27 protein-coding genes are annotated in these 25,802 nt (G+C 37.0%); 22 read left to right on the plus strand and 5 right to left on the minus strand.

Translation table 11 applies throughout. The features are described 5' to 3' along the window. Window positions 1–840: 840 nt before the first annotated feature. From ACQKOG_RS02510 to ACQKOG_RS02600, 19 genes are all read left to right on the plus strand, one after another. Complete coding sequence (locus ACQKOG_RS02510) at window positions 841–1,581, plus strand: tetratricopeptide repeat protein (RefSeq protein ID WP_427444854.1); 741 nt, start codon at window positions 841–843, stop codon at window positions 1,579–1,581. Between the two features lie 485 nt (window positions 1,582–2,066). Continuing rightward, window positions 2,067–2,537, plus strand: a complete 471-nt coding sequence (locus ACQKOG_RS02515; RefSeq protein ID WP_415731481.1) for a flavin reductase family protein — start codon at window positions 2,067–2,069, stop codon at window positions 2,535–2,537. Between the two features lie 27 nt (window positions 2,538–2,564). Then, window positions 2,565–4,043, plus strand: a complete 1,479-nt coding sequence (locus ACQKOG_RS02520) for a 4-hydroxyphenylacetate 3-hydroxylase family protein (protein ID WP_370081680.1) — start codon at window positions 2,565–2,567, stop codon at window positions 4,041–4,043. Between the two features lie 22 nt (window positions 4,044–4,065). Continuing rightward, entirely contained in the window at window positions 4,066–4,821 is a 756-nt protein-coding gene (locus tag ACQKOG_RS02525; RefSeq protein ID WP_370081682.1) for an IclR family transcriptional regulator, read from the plus strand. Between the two features lie 26 nt (window positions 4,822–4,847). Continuing rightward, entirely contained in the window at window positions 4,848–5,408 is a 561-nt protein-coding gene (locus ACQKOG_RS02530) for a 3-hydroxyanthranilate 3,4-dioxygenase (protein WP_370081684.1), read from the plus strand. Then, window positions 5,393–6,424 (plus strand): amidohydrolase family protein, encoded by a 1,032-nt coding sequence (locus ACQKOG_RS02535; protein WP_370081686.1) that lies wholly within the window; start codon window positions 5,393–5,395, stop codon window positions 6,422–6,424. Before ACQKOG_RS02530 ends, ACQKOG_RS02535 begins: the two co-directional genes overlap by 16 nt. After that, entirely contained in the window at window positions 6,399–6,860 is a 462-nt protein-coding gene (locus tag ACQKOG_RS02540; protein ID WP_370081688.1) for a RidA family protein, read from the plus strand. The genes ACQKOG_RS02535 and ACQKOG_RS02540 overlap by 26 nt, the downstream gene beginning before the upstream one ends. An 80-nt stretch (window positions 6,861–6,940) precedes the next feature. Continuing rightward, a complete protein-coding gene (locus tag ACQKOG_RS02545; protein WP_370081750.1) occupies window positions 6,941–8,407 on the plus strand; it encodes an aldehyde dehydrogenase in 1,467 nt (488 codons plus the stop codon). A gap of 14 nt (window positions 8,408–8,421) precedes the next feature. Further along, window positions 8,422–9,201: a 2-keto-4-pentenoate hydratase gene (locus tag ACQKOG_RS02550; protein ID WP_370081690.1), complete on the plus strand. Its 780-nt coding sequence runs from the start codon at window positions 8,422–8,424 to the stop codon at window positions 9,199–9,201. 17 nt (window positions 9,202–9,218) lie between these two features. After that, a complete protein-coding gene (locus ACQKOG_RS02555; RefSeq protein ID WP_370081692.1) occupies window positions 9,219–10,109 on the plus strand; it encodes an acetaldehyde dehydrogenase (acetylating) in 891 nt (296 codons plus the stop codon). After that, window positions 10,102–11,115, plus strand: coding sequence for a 4-hydroxy-2-oxovalerate aldolase (gene dmpG / locus ACQKOG_RS02560; RefSeq protein WP_370081694.1), 1,014 nt, complete (start codon window positions 10,102–10,104; stop codon window positions 11,113–11,115). Before ACQKOG_RS02555 ends, dmpG begins: the two co-directional genes overlap by 8 nt. Continuing rightward, window positions 11,115–11,885, plus strand: a complete 771-nt coding sequence (locus ACQKOG_RS02565) for a 2-keto-4-pentenoate hydratase (RefSeq protein WP_370081696.1) — start codon at window positions 11,115–11,117, stop codon at window positions 11,883–11,885. The genes dmpG and ACQKOG_RS02565 overlap by 1 nt, the downstream gene beginning before the upstream one ends. Window positions 11,886–11,897: 12 nt before the next feature. Beyond that, window positions 11,898–12,083 carry a 2-hydroxymuconate tautomerase gene (locus tag ACQKOG_RS02570; RefSeq protein ID WP_370081698.1) on the plus strand — a complete coding sequence of 62 codons (186 nt, stop codon included), beginning with the start codon at window positions 11,898–11,900 and terminating at the stop codon, window positions 12,081–12,083. 43 nt (window positions 12,084–12,126) lie between these two features. Continuing rightward, the gene (locus tag ACQKOG_RS02575; protein WP_427444860.1) at window positions 12,127–13,173 is read left to right on the plus strand and encodes a TRAP transporter substrate-binding protein; all 1,047 of its coding nucleotides are present in this window, start codon (window positions 12,127–12,129) and stop codon (window positions 13,171–13,173) included. A gap of 18 nt (window positions 13,174–13,191) precedes the next feature. Continuing rightward, the gene (locus ACQKOG_RS02580; protein WP_427444862.1) at window positions 13,192–13,677 is read left to right on the plus strand and encodes a TRAP transporter small permease; all 486 of its coding nucleotides are present in this window, start codon (window positions 13,192–13,194) and stop codon (window positions 13,675–13,677) included. Beyond that, on the plus strand, window positions 13,674–14,954 hold the full coding sequence (locus ACQKOG_RS02585; RefSeq protein ID WP_370081704.1) for a TRAP transporter large permease: 1,281 nt from the start codon (window positions 13,674–13,676) through the stop codon (window positions 14,952–14,954). Before ACQKOG_RS02580 ends, ACQKOG_RS02585 begins: the two co-directional genes overlap by 4 nt. A 169-nt stretch (window positions 14,955–15,123) precedes the next feature. Continuing rightward, window positions 15,124–16,320, plus strand: a complete 1,197-nt coding sequence (locus tag ACQKOG_RS02590; protein WP_427444864.1) for an MFS transporter — start codon at window positions 15,124–15,126, stop codon at window positions 16,318–16,320. Window positions 16,321–16,585: 265 nt separating this feature from the next. Next, window positions 16,586–17,218, plus strand: coding sequence for a LysE family transporter (locus ACQKOG_RS02595; protein WP_370081708.1), 633 nt, complete (start codon window positions 16,586–16,588; stop codon window positions 17,216–17,218). Window positions 17,219–17,685: 467 nt separating this feature from the next. After that, window positions 17,686–18,108 (plus strand): hypothetical protein, encoded by a 423-nt coding sequence (locus ACQKOG_RS02600; RefSeq protein ID WP_427444867.1) that lies wholly within the window; start codon window positions 17,686–17,688, stop codon window positions 18,106–18,108. Window positions 18,109–18,268: 160 nt separating this feature from the next. Here the strand turns inward: ACQKOG_RS02600 and ACQKOG_RS02605 are convergent, their stop codons facing one another. Together ACQKOG_RS02605 and ACQKOG_RS02610 are read right to left on the minus strand one after the other, a co-directional pair. Next, on the minus strand, window positions 18,269–19,315 hold the full coding sequence (locus tag ACQKOG_RS02605; protein ID WP_402874639.1) for a Cj0069 family protein: 1,047 nt from the start codon (window positions 19,313–19,315) through the stop codon (window positions 18,269–18,271). A 138-nt stretch (window positions 19,316–19,453) separates the two neighbouring features. Beyond that, on the minus strand, window positions 19,454–20,395 hold the full coding sequence (locus tag ACQKOG_RS02610; RefSeq protein WP_427444870.1) for an EamA family transporter: 942 nt from the start codon (window positions 20,393–20,395) through the stop codon (window positions 19,454–19,456). Window positions 20,396–20,505: 110 nt separating this feature from the next. Between ACQKOG_RS02610 and ACQKOG_RS02615 the strand changes: the two genes are divergently transcribed. The 3 genes from ACQKOG_RS02615 to ACQKOG_RS02625 all read left to right on the plus strand — a co-directional run bounded on the left by ACQKOG_RS02615 (window position 20,506) and on the right by ACQKOG_RS02625 (window position 23,188). Then, window positions 20,506–21,393 (plus strand): AraC family transcriptional regulator, encoded by an 888-nt coding sequence (locus ACQKOG_RS02615; protein ID WP_427444873.1) that lies wholly within the window; start codon window positions 20,506–20,508, stop codon window positions 21,391–21,393. Between the two features lie 336 nt (window positions 21,394–21,729). Then, window positions 21,730–22,149, plus strand: coding sequence for a MarR family winged helix-turn-helix transcriptional regulator (locus tag ACQKOG_RS02620; RefSeq protein WP_427444875.1), 420 nt, complete (start codon window positions 21,730–21,732; stop codon window positions 22,147–22,149). A 1-nt stretch (window position 22,150) separates the two neighbouring features. Further along, a complete protein-coding gene (locus ACQKOG_RS02625; protein WP_427444877.1) occupies window positions 22,151–23,188 on the plus strand; it encodes a beta-carotene 15,15'-monooxygenase in 1,038 nt (345 codons plus the stop codon). A 120-nt stretch (window positions 23,189–23,308) separates the two neighbouring features. Here the strand turns inward: ACQKOG_RS02625 and ACQKOG_RS02630 are convergent, their stop codons facing one another. The 3 genes from ACQKOG_RS02630 to ACQKOG_RS02640 all read right to left on the minus strand — a co-directional run bounded on the left by ACQKOG_RS02630 (window position 23,309) and on the right by ACQKOG_RS02640 (window position 25,724). Next, window positions 23,309–24,421 (minus strand): ABC transporter permease, encoded by a 1,113-nt coding sequence (locus ACQKOG_RS02630; RefSeq protein WP_427444880.1) that lies wholly within the window; start codon window positions 24,419–24,421, stop codon window positions 23,309–23,311. Beyond that, window positions 24,414–25,112, minus strand: coding sequence for an ABC transporter ATP-binding protein (locus ACQKOG_RS02635; protein ID WP_370081724.1), 699 nt, complete (start codon window positions 25,110–25,112; stop codon window positions 24,414–24,416). Before ACQKOG_RS02635 ends, ACQKOG_RS02630 begins: the two co-directional genes overlap by 8 nt. 147 nt (window positions 25,113–25,259) lie before the next feature. Continuing rightward, window positions 25,260–25,724 (minus strand): hypothetical protein, encoded by a 465-nt coding sequence (locus ACQKOG_RS02640; RefSeq protein WP_427444883.1) that lies wholly within the window; start codon window positions 25,722–25,724, stop codon window positions 25,260–25,262. Window positions 25,725–25,802 lie beyond the last annotated feature (78 nt).

Raw genomic sequence — 25,802 nt, forward strand, 5'->3', positions numbered from 1 at the left:
ACGGAGTTAGCGGCGAAAAGCCACGAGTTAGCGGCGGAAAGGCATGAGTTAGCGGCGAAAAGCCACGAGTTAGCGGCGGAAAGGCATGAGTTAGCGGCGAAAAGCCACGAGTTAGCGGCGGAAAGGCATGAGTTAGCGGCGGAAGGCACGAGTTAGCGGCGGAAAGACACGAGTTAGCGGCGGAAGGGCACATGTTAGCGGCGGAAAGGCACGAGTTAGCGGCGGAAAGACACGAGTTAGCGGCGGAAGGGCACATGTTAGCGGCGGAAAGGCATGAGTTAGCGGCGGAAGGGCACGAGTTAGCGGCGGAAAGGCACGAGTTAGCGGAGGAAGGCACGAGTTAGCGGCGGAAAGACACGAGTTAGCGGCGGAAGGGCACATGTTAGCGGCGGAAAGGCATGAGTTAGCGGCGGAAAAGCCTGAGTTAGCGGAGGAAGGCACATGTTAGCGGAGGAAAGCCATGAGTTAGCGGCGGAAAGCCCAGTTAGCTTCGAAAAGCCATGAGTTAGCGGCGGAAAAGCACGACCAAGCGGCAGAAACCTATGACCAAGCGGCGAAAAGTCTCCATCAAGCGGCAAAATGCACGATTAAGCGGCGAAACCCCGTGCCGAGCAACGCGAGTGAAGCGGCTCATCGGACGCCCTCGAGAAAACGCCCAATCGAAACGGAAATCAACACTCGCTATGTGATGAACCATATTGTTATCAGATTTTTAATGTGGTCATTCAGCTCTGAATTAAAAGAATTGTAGAAAAATTATTTCTATTTAGTTTGTTTTAGATTTAAAGATGGTAAAATACCTATAATACTTTTCTTTTGGTGAAGGTGAGGATTTTAATAGTGATTAAACAGTTTGATGAGCAAGTACAACAGATAAATGAATTATTTTTAAATGGTCATGTGAAAGAAAGCTATCAATTAGCCAAAGCACTGTTAGCTAATAGTGCGTTTACAGAACATGAATCTTTTCCAACAATTCAACAACACGTCGCATTGTTGGAAGCGAACGGTTATGCAAATATGCCTATTCCTTCTGCTGAAAAAGGGAAGCAAAGTGTTGAACGAACAGATGGCTCCTATCCAGAGCGTGATGTACTCGCTGCATATCTAGGAAGTGAGGATGATCAGCAATTCGGTAAAGTAGTAGATGAATTATTAGCTGGATCGGTCGAGGCGCAAGCGAATGCTTACTATACTATGGCTGAATATTTTGCTCTTGCTAAGGAGCATGACAAAGCACTTGTGCAATATGCGGAAGCGATAAAACTACAGCCAAATAAAGCTCTTTACTGGGGAGCATTCGCACAGTTTTTGAGTCGAAATGAAGGCAGTCCGTATTTGGCATTACGTCTTATTGAAGAGGCTATTCAGTTAGATGGCATGAACCCTCGTTGGTATTACATTCAAGGAAATATTTTTTTACAACTTGTCGCAGCTACAAAAAATTTAAGCTATTTACCTGCTCTAGAAGAAGCGTGGGAGAAGGCTAAAAAGCGTTGCTCTGCCAAGCAAGTAGCATTAAAAGTGGACATTGCGAAATCCAATGACGTGCTAGCGCAATGGAAAAAGCAAATGCTCTAAAAGAAAACATACTAACATTAGTAGTACAAACTAAGACAATGGTTTGTGCTACTTTTTTTATTGTAGAAAGTGAAGAAAGGTCGATCAGTTTTTGGGGACAAGTATGAGTCCATATTAAAAACCGACCAACTTCGCACCCTTATTTTAAATAATAAAAACTAAATGGATGAAGCCATCTCTATAGGAGTTCTTCCCTTTTTGCTCATAAACGCAGAAATAAATAGACTGAATTTTCGTGAAAATAAAAATGATAATAAAGTTTCAGATAAATAGATTTAAAGCAGAAAAATATCATATAAATCAGCGGGTTATCAAATCGTAGATGGTCATTACTTTATCTGAATAGAAAAATACTGATTTTTGCAGAAAAAATAAGTTTAAAGCAGAAGATAATTTTGTTCGATTTCACTATTTGAAATATAATGCATTTCAAAGAGAAGAGAAGTTGTTATGATTCTAATAATAAATAAAAAGAGGTGCTGTAAATGGAAACAAAATTACTTAGACAAACATTTGGGAAATTTCCTACAGGTGTGACGGTGGTTACTTGGTTTGATGGCGCGGGTATTAATGGAATCACAGTGAACTCATTTACTTCCGTTTCGTTAGAGCCAGCTCTAGCACTAGTATCTATCGATAAAAAAGCAAATTCTTTATCTCAAATGAAAAACAAAGCTTTTACAATTAATATTTTAGCAGATCAACAGGAGTCCATTGCATGGCAATTTGCAGGACGGAAGCAAGAAGGACTTGAAATTACATGGATTAAAGACGGTATAGCTCCTAAAATTGAAGGTGTGTCTGCTTTTATCGAATGTAAACCATGGAAAGAAGTAGATGCAGGAGATCATGTGTTATTTATCGGAGAAATAATAAATTTTGGACGCACCGAAAGGGAAGCGCTTACATTCTTTGAAGGCAAGATGGGCTCGACAAAACAGCTAATACAACAATAAATATTTCGGAGAGGGGGATTTTCAGTTATGGGAATCAGAACAGGACAACAATATATAGATGCATTAAAGTCAAGAAAACCGGAAGTATGGCTAAATGGCAGTTTAATAGAGAGTGTTTACGATGAACCCTATTTTCATCAACCAATCCAAGAAATTGCAAAGTTATTTGATTTACAACATGATCCAAAATACCAAGAAGATTTAACGCATGTTTGTGAAGAAACAGGTGAACGTGTAGCAACTTCATTCCTATTTGCTAAATCTTATGAAGACATCATGAAACGTAGTAAAGCTTTTGAAGTTGTAGCTCGACAAACATATGGCTTGATGGGCAGAACACCAGATTTTTTAAATACAGTGGTGACTTCATTAGCACAAAATTCTTGGTTCTTAGCGAAATACAACCAAGATTGGGCTAAAAATATTGAAGCTTATTATCGCCATTTACGTGATAATGATGTGTTCTTAACTCATGCAATTGTGAACCCGCAAAATGATCGAAGTAAATCATCGCATCAGCAGTCAGATATGTTTACACATTTAGGTGCAGTAGAAGAACGTCCTGAGGGATTAGTCGTCCGCGGAGCAAAAATGCTAGCAACATTAGCAGCACTTACGGATGAAGTGATTGTCTATTCATTCCCTGGATTTGCACAAGGAGATGAGCGATATGCATTGGCTTTTGCCGTACCAATTGATGTGAAAGGATTAAAAATTATTTGTCGTGAACCAGTTCAAGATGGTACACGTTCAACATTCGATCATCCGCTGGCTTCTCGCTATGAGGAAATGGATGCTCTACTCATTTTTGAAGATGTATTAGTACCATGGGATCGTGTATTTTTATACAACAACGTTGAAGCTGCGAACTTGCTGTATCCAATGACAGGTATTGCAGAACAGCCAGCACATCAGTCAGGTGTTAGAGGATACATCAAACTTGCATTTGCTGTAGAGGTGGCTTGCAAGGTTGCTGATTCGATTGGTGTAGATCAATTTTTAAATGTGCAACGTGACCTCGGTGAATTAGTGCAATCTGTAGAAGTCATCCGTGCATTGCTTCGAACAGCAGAGCATGAATTTACAATTACAGAGCACGGTGAAGCTCGATTAAATCCAGATGCCTTAGAAACAATTCGCGGCATGATGCCTGAAATGTATCCGAGAGCAATTGAAGTAATGCAAACAATTGGTGCAGGCGGTTTACTTATGATGCCAACTGAAGCAGATTTCCTAAATCCAGAACTCCGTCCAAGCATCGATCGCCATTATGGTGGACGAGAAGGTGTAGATGCAGAACTAAGAATGAAAATCTTTAAGCTAGCTTGGGATCTATGTGGTGAAGGGTTTGGTATGAGAGCACTTCAATATGAACGCTATTATACAGGGGATCCTGTTAGGAAACGTGCTATTTACTACAATAAATTTAAGAAACAGTATTCTTTTGATTTAGTTGATTCAATTCTTGCTAAGAAAGAAGAAGTAAGAGAGAAACAAATAATTTAAATTGAACTTGGAGGTGAAGGATTTGATTTCATCAGTAAAAAAAATCACACGCATTATCGATTTATTTTCGGATGGCGAACCATCTTTGAGTAATAAAGAAATTGCAGATAAGTTAAATTTACCTCCGAGTTCAGTCCATCATTTCTTAAAAACAATGTGTAAAGAAAGTATCCTCTTGCAAGGCAGTGATAAGCGTTACCGATTGGGCTGGAAAATTCTTGAGTGGAGTAACAAAGTTATGTATTCCCAAGATATTAATTTTGAAGCAGGACCCATTATAAGTAATTTGATTGCGCGTTTTAAAGGTACTTCTCATATTGGGATGTTTGATAATGGGGAAGTTCGATTTGTCTACAAGGCCATGTCTCCACATGTGGATGTAGTACCAACGTTTGTCGGGATGACTCGTTATCCTGCTTATTCAACAAGCATCGGAAAAGTATTGTTAACGTATAATCCGGCATTTATGATACCGATGATGGAAAAAGGAATGTTTAAACAAACGACCAATACCATTACTTCTGTGGATGACTTGAAAAAGGAGCTTGAAGTGGTATATAAAAACGGCTATGCCATTAGCGATTTAGAAAATGAATCGAATACTTATGGAATTGCAGCACCTATTAAAACCTATAATGGACAGGTTGTGGCGGCTCTTAACTTAGTAGGTGAAAAAAGTTATATGAACGGTAAGGAGAAACATGCGATTGTTCGTGAAGTAATTCGTTCAGCAGAAATGATTTCGAGACAAATAGGCTATATGACAATTAATTATTAAATCTAAAAAACAGGAGGAATTCAAATATGTCAAATTCAACGCAAGTAAGCAAATTACAAGCTCGTTCTCAAAACCTTTTAAAAATCATTGAGGAGAACAAGAATTTACTAAAACCGCCAGTGAATAATAAAGTACTATGGGAAGACTCTGAGTTTTTAATTATGTTAATTGGTGGTCCAAATGCTCGTCGTGAATTCCATGTTGACCCATCAGATGAACTATTCTATCAAATTAAGGGTTCTTGTTTTGTAGAGGTTATTAATGATGAAGGTAAACGTGAAGTAATTGAAGTGAAGGAAGGCGAAATGTTCATGCTACCGGCAAACGTTCCTCATTCACCGCACCGTATAGCAGACACATATGGAATTGTCGTGGAGAGAAAGCGCAAAGAGGGCGAGTTAGAAGATTTAGTATGGCTATGCAGTGAATGTGACCATGAATTGCATCGTGTACGCATTCAAGTAACAAACATTGGTAAACAAATTGCAGAAGGTATTGATCACTTCAACTCTTCTAAAGAATTACGCCAATGTGATAATTGTGGACATGTAATGCCTGAGACGGTGAGTGAATGGCAATGCGAATAGATTTCCATACACATATTTATCCAAAAGATTTACCGAATTTTGCTATTAAGTATGAAAATGAAAAGTGGCCTGTCCTAGAGCAAAAATGTTCTTGTGGAGCGGATATTATGGTAAGTGGTAAAGTGTTTAGGGAAGTGACCGATCAAGTCTGGGATGCGAAAAAACGCATTGAGGATATGGATAATGAGGGTGTGGATATGCAGGTTATTTCACCTGTACCTGTAACATTTTCTTATTGGGCTCCTATTGAACAAGCAGTAGAGCTTGCACAATTCCAAAATGATTTTATTGCAGAGGTTGTTAAAGAACATCCAGATCGATTCATCGGCCTAGGAACTGTACCGTTGCAAGATGCAAAAGCGGCAATTGTTGAGTTAATACGGTGCAAGGAAATGGGGCTAGCTGGAATTGAGATCGGTACCAATATAAATAGAGAAAATTTAGACAGCGAGTATTTACTTCCATTTTTTGAAGCGGCAGAACAATATGAAATGCCACTATTTATTCACCCTTGGGAAACCTTAGCTCAAGATAGAACACCAAGACATAATTTTTTATATACAATCGGCATGCCAAGTGAGACAGCTTTAGCAGCAGCAAGCTTAGTGTGGAGTGGCGTAATGGAAAAGTGTCCGAATTTAAAGGTTTGTTTTGCACATGGTGGCGGATCATTCCCTTACATTCTTCCACGTCTAGATCAAGGTTGGGATGTTTGGCCAAATCTTAGACGTACAAAGTATCCTCCAAGCCACTATACGAAAAACTTTTACTTTGATTCATTAGTATATGAATCACAAAATCTACATTATTTAATTGAACGTTTTGGCCATGAGAAAATTATTATGGGATCAGACTATCCATTTTTACTGAGAGAAATTAACCCTGGGAAAATTATAGATGAGACCTTGGACTTGTCAGAAGAAGTACGTAAAGCAATTTTAGGCGAAAATGCTATGACATTTTTAAATGTAGAAAGGAGCAAGGTTTTAAATGGTAAATCAAGTGAAAACACCTGAAGAACGATTACAAGAACTTGGAATAGAGCTTGCTGAGCCTAGGGAAGCAGTTGGAAATTATGTTAGTTGCGTACGAACAGGTAATTTAATTTTTACATCGGGGCAAGGTGTCGATCAGTATCATGGCAAATTAGGTGAAGATTTAACAGTAGAGGATGGCTATGCAGCTTGTCGCCAATCAATGATTAACCTTTTATCTGTATTGAAATATGAATTAGGTGATTTATCGAAAGTGAAGCGTATTGTAAAAATTTTAGGGATGGTCAATTCTACACCTGATTTTATACAACAACCAAAAGTTATGAATGGTGCATCAGATTTACTAGTGGATGTTTTTGGAGAGCGAGGTAAGCATGCTCGTTCGGCAGTTGGAATGGCCCAACTCCCTAATAATACAGCAATTGAAATAGAAATGGTTGTTGAATTTTCAGAATAATCAAAAAAGTGACTTCAGGAAATAAGGTAAGAGACTCTTTTCCTTAAAGTCGCTTCATAATTGAGGGAGTGAGAAAAGTGATGCAACATGCAACGATTAAAACGAAAAGTATCAATTGCCGTAATTTCATAAACGGCGAATTCATTGAGACTACAGATGGGAAAGTATTTGAAAATATAAATCCTGCGACAGAAGAAGTCATTGGATGGGTAGCAGAAGCGACTAGAGAAGAGGTTGACGTAGCGGTACAGTCTGCAAAAGCTGCTTTGAAAGGAACATGGGGAAGATTCACTGTCAAAGAGCGTTCTCAACTTTTACGACGTATTGGCGACCTCATATTAGAAAATGTTGAAGAACTCGCTGCTTTAGAGGCAACCGATACAGGCAAGCCGTATCATTTAGCTTTAGAAATGGATATTAAACGTGCGGCACATAATTTCCACTTCTTTGCGGATTATGTTACTTCACTTGGGAATGAATCTTACAACCAAGACAATATGGCACTACATTATTCAGTGACACGACCAGTAGGTGTTGTGGCCATGATTAATCCTTGGAATCTACCATTACTACTTTTAACTTGGAAATTAGCCCCTTGTCTAGCGGCAGGTAGTACTGCTGTCATGAAACCGGCGGAGCTTACACCAATGACAGCTACTCGCTTGGTTGAATTGTGTCAAGAAGCGGGGGTACCAGACGGTGTTGTAAATTTAGTTCACGGTTTTGGTGGAAATTCAGCAGGTGCATTTCTATCGGAACACCCTGATGTAGATGCTATTACATTTACGGGGGAAACCAAAACAGGTACCACTATTATGAAGGCTGCCGCTCCTACATTGAAAAAAGTCTCATTTGAATTAGGCGGCAAAAATCCTAATATTATTTTTAAAGATTCGGACCTAGATGAAGTTCTTACGACAACGCTAAAATCGAGCTTTATGAACCAAGGGCAAGTGTGTCTCTGTGGTTCTCGTATATATGTAGAACGTGATATTTATGAAGAATTTGTTGAGAAATTTGTAGCGCGCACAAAAGAATTAAAGATAGGGGATCCATTTGATGCAACGACAGATATCGGCTCTGTTGTTGGGAAAGACCATTACGAAAAAGTAATGGGTTACATTCAAACTGCGAGAGAAGAAGGTGGCAATATTCTTACAGGCGGTGGTCGCCCAGCTAATATAGATAAAGGCTATTATATTGAGCCGACAATTATTACAGGATTAACGGATCAAGATCGTTGTGTACGCGAAGAAATTTTTGGCCCGGTTGTTACAGTATTGCCTTTTGATACAGAAGACGAAGTGATTGCACGTGCAAATGATACAAATTACGGCTTAGGCGCAACTATTTGGACAAATGATTTAAGACGTGCACATCGTGTTGCAGGTCAAATTGAGTCAGGAATCGTTTGGGTAAATACATGGTATTTAAGAGATCTTCGGACACCATTTGGTGGTATGAAGCACAGCGGAATCGGGCGTGAAGGTGGCGCACATAGCTTTGAATTCTACTGCGAGGTCTCAAACGTAACAATTAAATTATAACATGGGGTGATAGCATGGTAGTGAATCTAATTGAATGGTCTAACAAATTACTAGAAGCGGAAAGAACACGCATTGGAATTGCGCCAATTACTCAATCAATTAAAGATATTTCATTGAAAGATGCTTACTCCATTCAACTTGAAATCATTAATGAGAAGTTACTGAACGGCCATAAAATTACAGGTAAAAAAATTGGTTTGACATCATTAGCAATGCAACATCTATTAAACGTAGATGAACCGGATTATGGGCATCTTTTATCGAATATGGAAATTACAGAAGGAAAAACCGAACGAACTGGTTATTTAAAGCCAAAAGTGGAAGGTGAAATTGCGTTTGTATTCAAGTCTCCATTAAAAGGACCTAATGTGACTGTTGAGGAGGTACTAGAAGCAACAGATTATATTGTAGCTAGTCTTGAAATCGTGGATAGTCGCATTGCCAATTGGCAAATAAAATTGCTAGATACAATCGCAGATAATGCTTCCTCTGCAAAATATGTACTAGGTCAAGTGAAACGCGAGGTCTTCAATGTTGACTTACCAGCAATCGAAATGCAGCTTTATAAAAATGGAGAGTTTATGAATGAAGGTAAGGGAGAAGATGTTTTAGGTAATCCGGCAAGCTGTGTTGCATGGCTTGTGAACCGTCTAGCAGATTTCAACATTGGTATTGAAGCAGGAGAAGTTATATTATCCGGCGCTTTATCGGCAGCATTGGATGCTGAACAGGGTGATAAGTTTACAGCAGACTTTGGTGAACTATTAGGTACAGTCGAGCTAGAGTTTGTGTAAAGGGAGGCAAAGCTACCATGACAAAAATTAAAGTGGGCATTATTGGATCAGGAAATATTGGTACGGATTTAATGGTGAAAATTCAACGATCTCCGTACATAGAAATGTCAGTACTTATTGGTATTGATCCTGAATCAGATGGTTTAAGACTTGCACAAGAGGCGGGTTTTCAGACGATTTCCAATGGTATTGAAGGATTTCTAGAACAACCACATTTGGCTGATATTTTATTTGATGCAACATCAGCAAAAGCACATATTGCACATGTGGAAGCTTTACAAGGTTTAAACAAAAGATTAATAGATTTAACCCCAGCGGCTGTAGGTCCATTTGTTGTACCGACAGTGAATTTGACAGAGCATATTGAAAAGCCTGTTGTAAACATGATTACGTGTGGGGGTCAGGCGACGATACCAATCGTCAATGCTATTAGCCGTGTACAAAGCGTTGCTTACGCTGAAATCGTTGCAACGATTGCTTCAAAAAGTGCAGGTCCAGGAACACGAGCTAATATCGATGAATTTACAGAAACAACATCAAATGCAATCGAGCTGATTGGCGGAGCAAAAAAAGGTAAGGCAATTATTATTTTAAACCCAGCAGAGCCACCTTTACTCATGCGTGATACGGTATTATGTCTACTTGAAGATGAAGCTAATGCTGAAGAAATTATAGAATCCGTAAAAAATATGGTCGCAAATGTAAATGAATATGTACCAGGCTATCGTTTGAAGCTAGATCCAATTGTAGATGGAAAGAAAGTTACGGTATTTATTGAAGTAGAAGGATTGGGAGATTATTTACCGATCTACGCTGGAAATTTAGATATTATGACGGCTGCTGGGTTGAAAGTGGCTGAAGAAATTGCAAAAACAATGCACTTAAGGGAGGTGGAAGTGTATGAGTAAGATCTATTTAACAGAAGTTGCACTTCGTGATGGTAGTCATGTAGTTGCCCATCAATTTTCTTCTGAGCAAGTTCGTTATGTAACGAAGCAATTAAGTGATGCAGGTGTACCGTATATCGAAGTCACGCATGGAGATGGTTTAGGAGGCTCGTCACTTCAATATGGGTTTTCTAAAGAGCACGATATTCAGTTAATAAGAGCGGCAGTAGAAGTTGCTGGAGATTCTAAAATAACAGTTTTACTTATCCCTGGAATTGGCACGATACATCAATTGAAAGAGGCTTATGAAGCTGGTGCTCGAGTTGTTCGTGTCGCAACACATGTAACTGAGGCGGATGTATCAAAGCAACATATTGAAACAGCGAAAGCACTAGGTATGGAGGCATTTGGTTTTTTAATGATGTCACATTCTGCATCACCTGAAAAAGTATTAGAGCAGGCATTGTTAATGGAATCATATGGAGCTGATGCTGTGTATGTCACGGACTCAGCGGGAGCTATGCTACCTTCAGATGTACAGGATCGTATTCGTCTATTGCGTACTAATTTAAACATTGAGATTGGTTTTCATGCGCATAATAATTTGTCTCTAGCTGTTGCCAATACACTTGTAGCGATTCAAGAAGGTGCTACGCGTATCGATGGTAGTATCTGTTGTTTAGGTGCAGGTGCAGGCAATACACAAACCGAGGTATTGGTCGCTGTATTAAATCGCATGGGTATTGAAATAGGCATAGATTTATACAAAATGCTCGATTTGGCTGAATATGTTCGTGCCAATATTTTGCCACATCCTCAAGATATTACGACAGGTAGTTTAGTAATGGGCTATGCTGGCGTATATTCGAGCTTTTTACTTCACGCAAATATAGCCGCTGAAAAAGTGGGCGTCGATGCTAGAGATATTTTAGTAGAGTTAGGCAAATTAAATGTTGTAGGTGGACAAGAAGATACAATCATTGAAGTAGCACAGAAAATCGCACAACAGAAAGTGGGGAGCGTATAGTGTCTTTATTTGAATATGCAGAGCGAGTAGCGGAAGCACAAGCAACAACAGAGGCAATTGAAAAGATTACCGAATCAAAACCAAATCTTACAGTAGAAGAAGCATATGAAATTCAGAAAATTAGTATGGAAAAAACGATGACAGCTGACAATCGGTTTATCGGTTGGAAAATGGGCCTAACGAGCATTGCTAAACAGCAACAAGTGGAGGTGAATTCTCCAATTTATGGGCGTTTAACTTCAAAAATGAATCTTAGGGCAAATGAGATTACAGCTTCTGAATATATCCATCCACGTGTTGAAGCAGAGGTGGCCTTTGTTTTTAAAAAAGAGCTACAAGGTGCGGATTTAACACCTTTAGAGGTTTGGGATGCGATTGAAAATGTATTTCTAGCACTTGAAGTAATTGATAGCCGCTATAAGAACTTTTCATTTACATTACCTGATGTAATAGCTGATAATGCTTCTTCATCAAAAATATGGTTGAGTGCGCAAGCGTTTTCACCATATGCATGTGATTGGGCTTCTACAGAAGTTATTTTGAAACAAAATGGAGAAGAAAAATTACATGGTACAGGAGCAGCGGTGCTAGGTCATCCAATTTATTCAGTCATCGAATTATTAACGATGTTAGCAAAAGAAGGTAGGGGGATTTTACCTGGTCAACTAGTTTTAACAGGTGGCATAACTGATGCAATTCCAGTAAAAGCCGGTGATGAAGTAGAAGCAGACTATGGGACACTCGGCAAACTAACATTAGTTGTGAAGTAGCGAGGACTAAGTATGCCAATTGTTCAAATTCAGTTGTTAGAAGGACGGTCTGTGGAGCAAAAGAAAGAAATTATTCAGGGAGTAACAGCTGCCATTGTTCAAACGGCACAAGTTCCAAAGGATAGTGTACGCGTTATTTTAATAGAAGTATCACCCATTCATTGGGGAACAGGTGGAAAGACGAAGGCGGAGCAATAACAAATGCAACATAATAAATCAAAAATAGAGGGGATATTTTATTATGAAAAAACCGCTAAAGTTTACGCTAGTTAGTTGTTTACTAGCACTTTTATTTGTATTGGCAGCTTGTAGTAACTCGAACGCAACAAAGGAAACAGACAACAAATCAGCTGAATCAACAAATAGTTCGGGTAGAGATATTCCGGAGATGAAATTTAAGCTTGCACATATTACATCAACAGATCATATGTGGCATAAAGCAGCTGAAAAATTTAATGAAGAATTAAAGGCACGTTCAGATGGCAAGATGGAACTTGAAATTTACCCTGCGAGTCAATTAGGTACTGAAGCAGATATGGTACAACAAGTAGAAGCAGGCTCAATAGACTTTGCTTTTATTACAGCCGCGTATTTAAGTGCACGTACACCTGAGATGTCCGCGTGGTTCGCACCGTACACTTTTAAAAATTTACAAGAAGCATCTGATGCAAGTCATACGGATATTGCACGTGAAATTTTAGGGAAAATAGAAGGAACGGGCTTAAAAGGGTTAGATTACTTATTCGCTGGTCAACGTACGATGGTATTCAAATCAAAAGAAGTTAAAAAAGCTTCTGATTTAGAAGGTTTAAAAATGCGTGTAACACCAAGTCCGCCGCTTCAAATGTTCTATAAAGAAGCGGGAGCTGCGCCAGAAGGTTTACCATTACCAGAAGTATATTCAGCTTTACAAACAGGCGTTATTGACGGAATGGATATAGACTTAGATGCGACAATCACAAATAAATACTCTGAAGTAGCCAAGTATGTAGCTGTTACAAACCACATGGTATGGCCATCAATTGTCGTCACAAATGAGAGGATGCTTGATGGATTATCTGAAGAGGCTCAAAAAATTATTAACGATTCCTTACAAGCAGCAATAGCTTATGCAGTAGAAACTCGCTCTGGACAAGAAGAAGAATTCAAAAAGGAACTTGCCAGTCAAGGAATGACTGTTTATGAGTTAGGTGCAGATGTATTTAAAGAGCAAATCGAAGCTTTCGATGCCGAGTACAGTGCGAAATCAGATTTGATTAAACAGTTTATCAAAGAATTCCGTAAGTAAATTAGGGGGAATGGCTAAATGGCGAAAATTAGTCAAGGCATTACTAAAATCGAAGAATTTCTGATGACCATTTTAATGGCTGCTCTAGCTGTCTTAATGATATTTGCTGTTATTTTTCGTTATTTTTTAAAAGATCCCATCCCTTGGGCTGGTGAAGTTTCGATTTTCTTATTAATATGGACTTCGTTTATCGGAGGAAGCTGGGGCCTGAAATATGGCACCCAGGCTTCTGTTACATTTTTATACGATGCTGTATCCGAGCGTAATAAGAGAATATTGAGGATTATTCAGGGTTGCATCATGATTGCATTCTTATTTATATTAATCTATTACTCTTATAAATGGATGATGCACCCATCTATGTTGCTACAAAAATCTAGCTCATTGCAATTGCCAATGTGGATTCCATATAGTGCAGTATCTGTTGGATTAATTTTTGCAGCAATTCATCTTATTTCACATTTGATTGACACAATTATGAATAGAGAGGGAGAAAATACATGACATATATTGTACTCGTAATTTTCTTTCTATTACTTATAATTGGTATTCCAATCTCGATGGTGCTTGGTATTACGACAGTTATTTATTTCATATTAAATGGTCAGATGACATTATTAAATTCTACACCATTACGTATGTATTCAGGTCTTGAAAATTTTGGACTATTAGCGATTCCGTTATTCATGTTAATGGGGGAAATTATGAATGAGGGAGGAATTACAACGAGGCTTGTTCAATTTGCTCGTGTACTTATCGGGCATTTTAGAGGAGGATTGGCCTATGTTACAGTTGTTGCTAATATGTTCTTAGCATCGATTTTAGGATCAGCTAATGCCCAAGCTGCGATGATGAGTAAAGTAATGGTACCGCAAATGGAAAAGGAGGGTTATAAACGTGAATTCGCAGCGTCTATAACGCTAGCATCTTCTATTATCGCACCTATTATTCCACCAAGTATGATTTTCATTATTTATGGTACGTTATCAAGTACATCGGTTGGTGCTTTATTTATGGCTGGAATTGTCCCAGGGATTATTTATGGACTTGTTTTTATTTTAGTTATTTCTTATATGGGCTATAAACAAAATTTCCCGAAAAGTGAACGTGCTTCGTGGACAGTTATTAGAAGCAATACATTACAAGTAGTTCCAGCACTATTAATACCAATTACAATTGTTGTAGGTATTTTAACGGGTGTATTTACAGCAACAGAATCTGCTGCTATTGCTTGTTTACTAGCAGTAATTGTAGGTTTATTTTTCTATAGAGAGTTAGATATTAAAAAGCTCCCTAAAATGCTGATCAATACGGTGACAAATACTGCAACGGTAACGTACTTAATTATTATGGCAAATATTTTTGGATGGATGATTGCATTTGAACGGATTCCACAATTGTTAGTAGAAAGTATGTTAAGTATTACAGAAAGTCCATGGGTATTCTTATTATTAGTGAATTTAGCATTGTTAATAGTCGGCATGCTACTAGATGGAATTGCAGCATTAATAATTCTAGTACCTGTAATGATGCCACTCGTAATAGCATTTAATATTGACCCGGTGCATTTTGGAGTCATCATTTGTATTAACTTAACGTTGGGCTTATTAACACCGCCAGTAGGTACAGGACTTTTCATAGTATCATCGATGGCGGATGTGAAATTCGAAACGCTAGTAAAGAATGTTTTTCCATTTATAGTTATTTCATTTGTCGTACTATTATTCCTGACATATATTCCGGACCTTGTATTATTCGTACCAAAATGGTTGGGGGTGTAGGGAGTATTTAGTTAAAAGTATTTAGGTATATTAATTTTTACAAGGTAATGGCAAAAGTGGTGGTTAAATTTAGCTAAAAAACAAATCTGAAAAGTTCTATTACTTTATTAGGTAGAAATAAATCTTTGCGAATGTGCTCATTAAGAGTAAAAGGTGGTTTTGATAAATTATGCAACAGATGAAATTTATCGCAATGTGGATCATCATTGCTCAATTTTTAACTGCCTTTGTTGGGAGAAGCATTAGCCCTTTAATGTTCTATATTAGTGCTGACTTATCACTGAATAAAGGGCAGTTAGGATTCCTTCCAACTGCCCTTTTTATTGGTCAATTTATAGCAACGTTGATAATTGGGTATTTAGCAGATCGATTAAGTACCCGTAAAATGATGGTTTGCTTGATGACTGTTGTTGGAACAGGCTTTTTAAGTTTTGCTTGGATAGACAATTATTCGTTGGCCTTACTATTTGTTGTACTAGCAGGGATGGGTTATGGAGGAATGCATCCTGTCACAAATCGTTTTCTTGTGAATACACTTCCGGTAAATAAAGTTTCATTACTAATGGGTGTAAAACAGATGTCTATCACACTAGGGTCAGCAGGCTCGAGTGTTGTGTTGATTCCGTTGGTAGCGTACATCGGTTGGCGCTACACATTGTCGGTTGCAGCAGTATTATTATTATTGTTTAGCTTCATCATACCTTTTGTATTAAAGACAAAAGAAGATTCACAAAGTGAGATGGCTACTAAGATGCCTTTACGTCAGCAGTTACGCATTTTCTTTCACTCAAAATGGCTATTTTTTACGAATAGCTCTGCATTCATATTAATGGGTGTTCAAATTACATTTAACACGTACATTATATTATTTTTGTATGAAATAAAGGACTGGTCAATTTATAGTGCTGGAATATGCTTGGCTATCTCTGAAATAAGTGGGGCATGCGGGCGAGTGTTGTGGGGTATTATTAGTGATAAATTTTTTAATAGAAATCGATGGGGCGTATTGTTAATCATTACAATGCTGAGCACAATTGGGATAACCCTTATGTACTTTATACATTCCTCTAGTTTAATAGTTATATGTATAGCTATTGTAGGTTTTTCTCTTGCTGGCTTTAATGGTATATGGATGACGCTAGCTGTTGAAAGTGTGGAAAAATCTATGAGTGGTTTTGCAAGTGGATTTAGTATAATGGTTGCATCCATTGGTGTATTTTTAATTCCACCTATTTTCGGTTCACTTGTAGAATATTGGGGTTATTCGGGAGGTGGGATGTTTTTACTTAGTTTATTTGCTTGCTGTGCAATATTGATGGTAATTGCTCTGTTAACTGTAAAGAAAGTCAACATTCAAAACGGCTAACTGACCTGCATCGTCCTGTGACATTACCGAAATGACTGACAGCGTCCAGGGCGCAAATCAAACTCCGGATGTAATTATGCCAAAGCGAATTAAATGGCAATAAGAATAGATTTCCCAATAATATCATACAAATAGATTAACTAAGTATCAGCATATAAAAAATGAATATTTATTAGTAAAAATAACATTTTATGTATTTTTATGCTATAATACAATTATAAACGGACGTATGAAACTTATCTTATTGCATGAAAGAAGTGTTTAGTTGAGTCTATATGTAGCGTATGTATTGGTAGGACTTGCGATTGCCATGCCTGTTGGGGCTATTACAGTAGAAATGACAAAGCAAGGACTAAAAAATGGCTTTATGCATGGTTGGGCTGTCGGTCTTGGTGGTATGACAATTGATTTTGTATTAGTTTTTGCATTGTATATGGGATTAGCGTCCATTTTAGCAATGCCAATCATTCAAATTCCTATGTGGATTATAGGAGCGGGCTTTTTATTCCTTTTAGGGCTGGACTCTATAAAAAATGCTGATCATGATATTACGCTTGCAGGAGAGAAAGTGACAAAATCATTTTTTACTTCTTATCGTAATGGTTTACTAGTTGCAATCTCACCTGGAAATCTAGTATTCTGGGTAAATGTTTTCGGTGTTGTACTAGCTAAATCATATGGGCAAGGACAGTCAGCAAACTTTTTAGTGATTGCGGCAGGGGTTCTCAGTGGCATATTGCTGCATGATATTGGTTTGATGACCATTGTTTCAGTTACCCGTAAAGCGATGAGTCGTAAGTTCATTAAGTCGCTTACGATGGTTGCGGGCGTTTTATTAATAGGCTTTGCCGGATATTTTATTTATGAATTTATACAAGCCATTAAGATTTATATATAAAAAGTGCGATCCTCATATTATCTTAGGGTGACAACCTTCAAACGTATGTAAAGTAATGAGGCTAGGACAGAACTCGTTTATTTTGAAAAATAACAAAAAGAGATAATAACTTTTCTGCTTCATCAAAGTGAATTTCCATCTAAAATCAAAGAAATGTTAGACCGATTTTATCTAGGTCTAACATTTTTCTTTTTGTCTCAGCTCATTTTTTATGATTCTGTTCGTAGCGATTGTTGTTTTATCTTGGCTTACTCAACTAACGGGAGTTTAGATGAATGAGGAAAATATTTCATATATGAAATAAGGCAATACATTGTTAAGATTTGATAGGTAAAGTATTCTATTGAATGAAATTGGAATGGTGGCGTTTCTCCAACAGGTGAGGGCGTTTTTTTAGTGTACTTGAAGAAGAACTTAAACAATGAGAAGTTAAATAAAAGTCACTCTAAAACAAGGAGTATGTGAAAATGAGTATAGCAACCTATATTGGTTTAACTTTTCCAGTAAAACTTAATGAGTATTATACGGAGGATGAAGTTGAAATTGATTATGTTTTCTCGGATGAAGAAGATCGTGATGTAGTTAAACAGAAGCATTTTACTACGCCTTATATTTATGAAGTTTATGAGAAAGGTAACCCTATTTGGCAAATGAATGAATATCAAAAGATTCATTCACCACATAACTATGAAAATTCCAAAAAGACTTTTCTCTGTTTATGTCACTTACTAAAAGAGTTGCTTCCACAAGGTGATTATTGTGAAGTTTATATTTGTTGGTTGGGTGAAGAAGATGAAGAGCGTGAGGGTGAGTTGAAAATTGATTTAAATAATCCACAGATTGAAGCAATAGATATTTATGAAAAATACTTTTTCCGAATAGAAAACTAAAGGTCCAACTCAAAATAAGAATAGTATGTATATAAAAAGTGGATAACCAGCCTCTATAATAGACTAATTATCCTCTATTCCTATACCCTTATATAATCAGAAGATCGCACTTTTTTATTTATCCCGCATTAACGGGCAGTAATGAAGAAGACCGGTTTCACTATGCTGAAATCTCGGTATTTTCATGGATACAAGCTAAAATTTCTTCTGCTACTTGATGTGCTAAAGAAAGTTCAGAAGTGAAGCCTACACATGAACAATTCATTTCCCCTAAAATATAGCAATCTTCGCCAGCTTCGTTTGTATCAAGCATGAAATCGGCAGTCCATAGGAGCGGTAAATCATAATTGCCCAGTAAACTAGTTACGAGTGGTAGTTGTCTTAAAAAGTTTTGGACAAGCTCTTCCCAGTCTTCTGGTGCATCATAACGATAGTGCGCACCTGAAAATAGTGTTGCACTAAATGCGTCCTCGGAATCTGCCGGTTTTTTATGTACTACGTTAACTGGTTTATTTCGTAACATAAATAAGCGGATTTCGCCTTCAGTAATACGCGGAAGGAAGCGCATATCAACTAGCATGCCATTTGGACCAGTAATATATTGCTCACAGAACGTCATGAAATCGCTTAGTTTCCAATATTCCACATGATTATCCTTTGCTTCTGTACATTTAATCTCCGCATCAAGTGGTACTTCTGTAATTCCCTCAGCAAGGGGTTCAACCAGTTTTACTCGCCATATACCTTCTCCTGTCGATCCACGATTTTGCTTTAGGACGCGTTCAGTAATAGCAAGAGAAGTAGGGAACTGAGCTTTAAATGCTTCAATTGTATAATAAGCAAATGTATCATCAGGCACTAAATTCGTTGAGGACAGCTTTGATAATGCATCTTTAGAACCATAACCAATCATAGAATCAGGGTGTGGCATACCAATGACACCTGCATTACATAGTTCACGCAACATATCGAAGTACTCTTGTTCATGCTGTAAGTTTCCTGGATTAATACGTGATACATAGGCAATACCTTGCTCTTTGACGTAATTAAAAATTTCCTCTTTTTTTGTAACATCAAAGAAAATGACTTCTGCATCCTGTCCACGTTGTTTTAGCGCATTCACCATTGGCATTGTATCTTGTCGATAGCCGTCAGGGCCTTTATCTGTGCCACCACGAACCTCGAAAAAAATAACCTTTTTGTCCATAAAAATACCCCCTTGAATGATGATATTTTCAGTATAATAGACAGTTAAGGAAAAAAGATATGTATAATATGTAAATTTTATGTGGAAATTCATAGTTTATAAATTTTACATAGGAATTTACGACTAATACTTTCGGAATTATCCTAGATTGGTTAAGCCTTCCTGACGATTCTTTTTCTGAAAAACTGTAAGATATAATATCATGCAGAGAATTAGCATTGTCCCAATTAACTGAAAGCTCCCAAAGGCAATTTTAAGCCATAAAACACTTGTGATAACAGCTGTTAGAGGCTCTAGGCTACCAAGTAAACTAGTTTCTTTTGGCGATAAATAATGCAAACTTGCAATATAAAACCAAAATGCCAACATTGTCCCGAAAATTACGATAAACAGAAAGTAAGCGATTGTCGAAAATGCCCAGTTTGACAGATCAATTTGCCATGGCTGATGGAAAAGACTCATCACAATCCCGCCAATAAGCATTGACCAGCCTACAACTAACAATGAGTGAAACTGCTGTAAAAGTGAGAAGGCATATAGCGTATAAAAAGCAGCCGAAAGACCAGATAATATCCCCCAAAATACGGCCATCGTTGGAACAGAAAGTGTAGAAAACGAGCCATTTGTTAGTAATAAAAAAGTACCAATAAGTGTTAGCGTCACAGCTATTCCATCCTGCCTTGTCAATTGACTGTGCTTCGTGACTAAATAATAAGCCATAATAAAGAGTGGTGCTAAGTATTGCAATAATGTTGCTACAGCAGAGTTGCCTATAGAAATCGACATCATATACGTATATTGAACTGCCAGCATTCCAAGTAAACTAAATAAAATTTGTCTAAAAGCATTGTGCTTTGTTCGCCACATCACAAAAATAGACTCTTTACGATGTGTAATTTTATAAGCTGTGATGAGTAATACGCCAGATAAAAGAAGACGACTGGAAACAAGCCAGCCAACTTCTATATTTTCCTGCTGAAATAGCTTTTGTGCGACGGTTCCACCAATACCCCAAAAACTTGCCCCTAGAATGACAAGAATAAAACCAAGCGTACGATTTTTCTGTGCAGATTGATTCATCTTAAAACATCTCCTAAACTATCAATATAAAGCAATTATAATGAATAGTAATCTAAAGAAATATCGATTTAATGGATTAAAAATATCAATATATTGAGGTGAACGAAGTAGTGACGTTAAAACATATTAAAATTGCGAAGGATTTACAAGAGCTAACGTTACATGGGACGAAGGAATTTCCAGTTGCCTTATATGAGACGGTTTTGCGATTAGATAATCTAGATTTTTTACCGTTACATTGGCATAAGGAAATTCAATTTGTTTATGTAAAAAGCGGTCTTGTGGAATACCGAGTAGGAGCAGATGTCTTTGTACTTGAGGAGGGGGAGGGACTATTTGTCAATGCATCAGGTTTACATGAAGCAAAGCCGTTTCAAGTAGAGATGGCTACAATTTTCTGTATTAACGTGGATCCATTGCTATTAGGTGGACACAAGAACAGTATATTTGCTACTAAATATGTACTGCCGTATATAACGAGCAATAGACTGCCCTATGTAAAGCTATCAGGCAAATTGGCGCAAAAAGTAGAAATTGTGGCGAAATTACTGCAAGAGCAAGCCGTATTTTATGAGCTAAAGGTATGGAGAGAGTTATTAGCCATTTGGGAAACTATTTTGTCACAATCAATGCTAACAGAAGAAATACTTGATCCAGCAATTATTGTCCAGCATGAACGAGCAAAGGAGATGCTTGATTATATACATGCTCATTATCAGGAGAAAATTTCTTTAGAAAATTTAGCTACACATGTTTTTTTAAGCCGTGCAGAATGTAGCCGTTTTTTCAAAAAAATGGTCGGCATGACACCATTCACATATTTACTACACTATCGTCTTCGCAAAAGTATGGAGCTATTACGTGATAGTGAGCAATCGATCACCACAATTGCTACAACAACAGGCTTTAGTACAGTAAGTTACTATATTGATAAATTTAAGAAATATACAGGATACTCCCCACATGTTTATCGTAAACAATTTTTTGATAAAGGTTAGCAGAATATAATCGCGCGAACAGGGAGATATCCGTGAAAGAGAAGTAAATACCCGCACTTGCAATGAATCGCTTAATCTTAATCATTAAATATGAAAAATTCCTGAAAGTTATTGGAGTAGACCACACCACACTGTTTATTTTTGAATCATCAGCACACGTTGTGGTAATGATCTTTATTATTGCTTATTTGACAATAATAACCACATACAATAAAGTAAGGTTAATAATAAAGATACCTTTACTATTAACTTTACTTAAAGGATGGATTTAGTGATGACAAAGGATGAAGAACTTATATATAAGCTTGTGGAGAAATAAATGAAGCTATTTATTCGATGGATAGCCATTTCATAAAATTACATCATAATTTAATTAGTGATGAGTTATCCCCTAAGCAAATAATTCTTTTAGATTTTATTAAAAAAAATAGTCAAGTGACGATTGGACAGATTGCAAGTTATATGAATATAACGTCTAGTGCTGTCGGACAGCTAGTTAGTAAATTTGAAGAGCAGCAATACGTAACTCGGAGCATTAACCCAGAAAACCGACGTAAAATATTTGTAAATCTTGATACTTCAGGCATTACATATTTTGAAAGAGAAGAAGAAATAAAACGATTTATTATTTCGAGATATTATTCGAAGCTTGAGTTAAGTGAGGTCGTGCAATTAAAAGAGATTGTGCAAAAGCTCAATCAAATTGTATTAAAGGAAGGAATTATACATGAAATAAATGACAAGGGAGAGATTTAACATGGTTGCATTAAAGAAAAAGCAAAATATATGGCTAGCTTTTTTGTTACTCGTACTTGCTAGCAACTACACGCTTTATAACACTGGTTTTGGTATATCGATTTTACCAATTGAAACAAATGGAGTTGTTATTGGCTCATTAATTGATTTTGTTCTTGTAATGCCTGTTTTATTTCTATTGTATAAAGGAAAGTTTTCTATAAAACAAGCGGTTATTTTAGCAGCAGCAGGTTGTATTGCAGCTCGTTTTATTATTCCAGTAGAACATTTGAAGCCGTTTGTTGCAGTGACTTGGGCTGGTTTTGCGATTGAAGGTACGCTAATCTTATTCGAAATTTTACTAGTTGCAACGCTTGTTCGTTACATGCCGAGAATTCTAGCGGATGTACGATCAACTACTTTGCCAGATTTGTTCTCATTTCCAAAAGCAGTTGAAAAACATGCATCAAAGCATCCTATTATCCAAATGTTTTGCGCAGATTTTTTAGTATTTTACTATGCTTTTGCAAGCTGGAAGAGAAAAGAACGTTCTGGTTTAACTTTGCATAAAAACTCGAGCTATATTGCATTTATCATTATGCTAATCCATGGGATAGCCATTGAAACAATAGGGATTCATTGGTGGCTCCATGAAAAATCAATAGTTCTTTCGATTTTATTACTTATTTTAAATGTATACACTGTTCTATTTTTTATAGCGAATATGCAGGCCATTCGTTTAAACCCTGTCCATGTAACATCTGATAAATTGTATTTGTCTTTAGGATTGATGAAACGAGCAGAAGTTCGCTTTGAGCAGATTGAAGAACTTATTGAGGATAAGGAACAATTGGAAAGAAAATTATCCAAGGATACAATTGATTTTATAGCACGTGATTTTGAAGCGGCATATCCACAGTTTATTTTAAAAATGAAGGAGCCTGTGGAAGTGACTTTCATGTTTGGGCTGAAAAAACGTTATAACAATGTAGCCATTAAAGCCGACCAAGCTCAGGAATTTAGAAAAATGCTTATTCAAGGAATGGAAGATAATAAATAATAAACAACAGGTGCTAGCAAACAAAGCTGGCACCTGTTTAAATAGGGGATGATATTTGTTTAAACACATACCATTTATATAAAAGTCGGACGGAAATCAATCTCATGTTATGGGCCTTATTTACAGGACTAAAATAATAATTAAAATAATAAGGACACACAATAGTGGGAGATCTACAAATCCCTTTAGCAATCGATTGCTGGCTGCCTGAATTTGTTCATTGGTTACTTGAAAGATTGACCAAATTTTATGCTCAAAAGTTTGCTGGATCACGGATTGCATCATTGAACGTAAAGTAAAATAAAGAATTCCAAGTACGATAATTTTCGCCCACGACGGAACAATAATAGTTAGACCGATACCCATTGATAAAAAACGCAGATAGCCGAAGAGATACTGTTTTTGGCGTAGCATCGTTTTACATACTAATTCCTCTATAAAATAATCAGAACGTCGAAACATACGCTTTGAATTTTTCCATAATAGGCGAGGCTTTTTTAATTTCGGTACTAACTGACTTCGAAGTTCAGGAGCAATCTGGAATAAAAGACTTTGCCATTTATAAAAAGCTGCTTGATCGAACTCCACTTGCTGATCAAAATGTTTAGTGCTATAAACAAAATGTCTATTATAATAGCTTGTGCAACAAACAAGAAGAATTACATAAATAAGTGCAGACAAAAGAGCTGGGACATATAAAAAGAAAACTGTACCGAGAATGCACATGAAAATTTTACTTACTAGCTGCTGCCATTTACGAAGCTTTAATTGTAAAAGTATGTTTGTAAAATTAGTTGTAAAAAGTAGTAGAAGTAAAATAAGTAATTCTAATATCGTTACATGATGAACGATTATAAAAATGGGCGCTAATAGAGCAAGGGCAGATCCAAGTAAAATTAGGTGCTTACTTAACGACCAATAAAGACCAGCTTGTTTTAACCGTACCATTTGTTTTCGGTTTTGGATTAAAAAAAGACGATCGGCTCGTTGTAAATAAGTACGAATCGTTTCAATTCGTGTAATAAGAAATAACAGTACAATTAAGAACACTAGCGGAATATGTATGACCCATGATGTACTTATATTTAAGATAAAGTCTTTATAAAGGAAAAAGCCTATGACTAGGGCTGGCACAACAACATATAAGGCGACTGTCCAATCAATGATGCTTGCCAGTAGTTTATAATTGTTGGAGCGCTCTAATTTTCTTCGTTGCTGCAATAAACTAGTCATGGTGATTTTCCTCAAGCAAGGTGTCGAAAATATCAAGAAGAGATGCTTTGTCATGGTTCACCGCTAAGCGTAACGATTCGAGTGTACCTTGCTGTAAAATTCGGCCATCATCAATCAAGATGAAACGATCACATATTTTTTCTGCTGTATCAAGTGCATGTGTACTCATTAAAATGGCGGCACCTTGCGCTTTTAATTCTTCTAATATCGTTAAGAGCTTACGCATTGCCTGTGGATCTAGCCCCATAAATGGTTCGTCTAAAATATAAGTAGAATGCTTGTCGAGAAATGCTAAAATAAGCATCACTTTTTGCTGCATACCTTTGGAAAATGTAGTTGGATAATCGTGTAGCTTATGGTCCAAATGAAAAATTTTCAGTAATTCATTCGCACGATTTGTTAAAGAATTTTCTTTACCAGCTACACGCATGTAAAAATCGATATGCTCCCACAATGTGAAATACTCATACAAAATTGGTCTTTCGGGTACATAGCCATAAGTTCCTATTGTCACTTGACCATCGACTATTGGTAATACACCCATCATTGCTTGTAAAGTTGTACTTTTGCCTGCCCCATTAGAACCGATTAATCCAACGAGCTCACCACTATTTACTTGAAATTGAATGTTTGAAATAATAGCTTCATTTTCTATATAGCCACCTTTATGTATGTTAATATCTATTGTCATTCACTTCCTCTCTTTATTAATTTACGAATTAAAGTGGGAAATGTTTCAAGTTTTGAGGTTTTTATCGTTTGGAAGATGAGTTTACTGAAAGAGGAATGAGGGAATTTAATAATGTTCAAAGGATCGTCTTTGCAATAGCCCACCTACTTAATCTAGGTGAGCAATTGCATTTAAAATATCTTCACTCACCGCATACCAAAATTGTTGCTGTACAGCATCACAATACACATATAGCTCTTTATTTTGGACATGCTCATATAGCTCAGAAATCACTTCTTTCTGAAAATGGAGTCGATGATTTAATGCTTCACGTTCTTCCTCAATACAAAACGATTTATAAATATCTGCGAGACGTTCAAGTTTTGCTAATTTTTGTTTCGTTTCCTCGTATTGTGTTTGGTGAAATCGTCCTACTGCGGTAGTCATAGAGATCTTTGCCCGATGCTCGGTATTTAACGTTCGCAATTCTTCCTGACGAATAGCCACACGATACCAAAATTCATATCGAATAGGTAAGTCTTTTAGCTCGTAGGTGAGCAAGGATTTTAAAATAAAACTAACATGCTCATAAGAATCTGTAGTCTTTTCTGATTCTTTAAAAATACCAAACATACAGCCACCCCCGTTAAGTTTAATACTACGAATGAAGAGTAAAACCCTTTAATTTACCTAAATATTCAGAGAAGTAAT

The organism is Lysinibacillus sp. NPDC093216, from assembly GCF_050280325.1.
GTDB lineage: Bacteria > Bacillota > Bacilli > Bacillales_A > Planococcaceae > Lysinibacillus.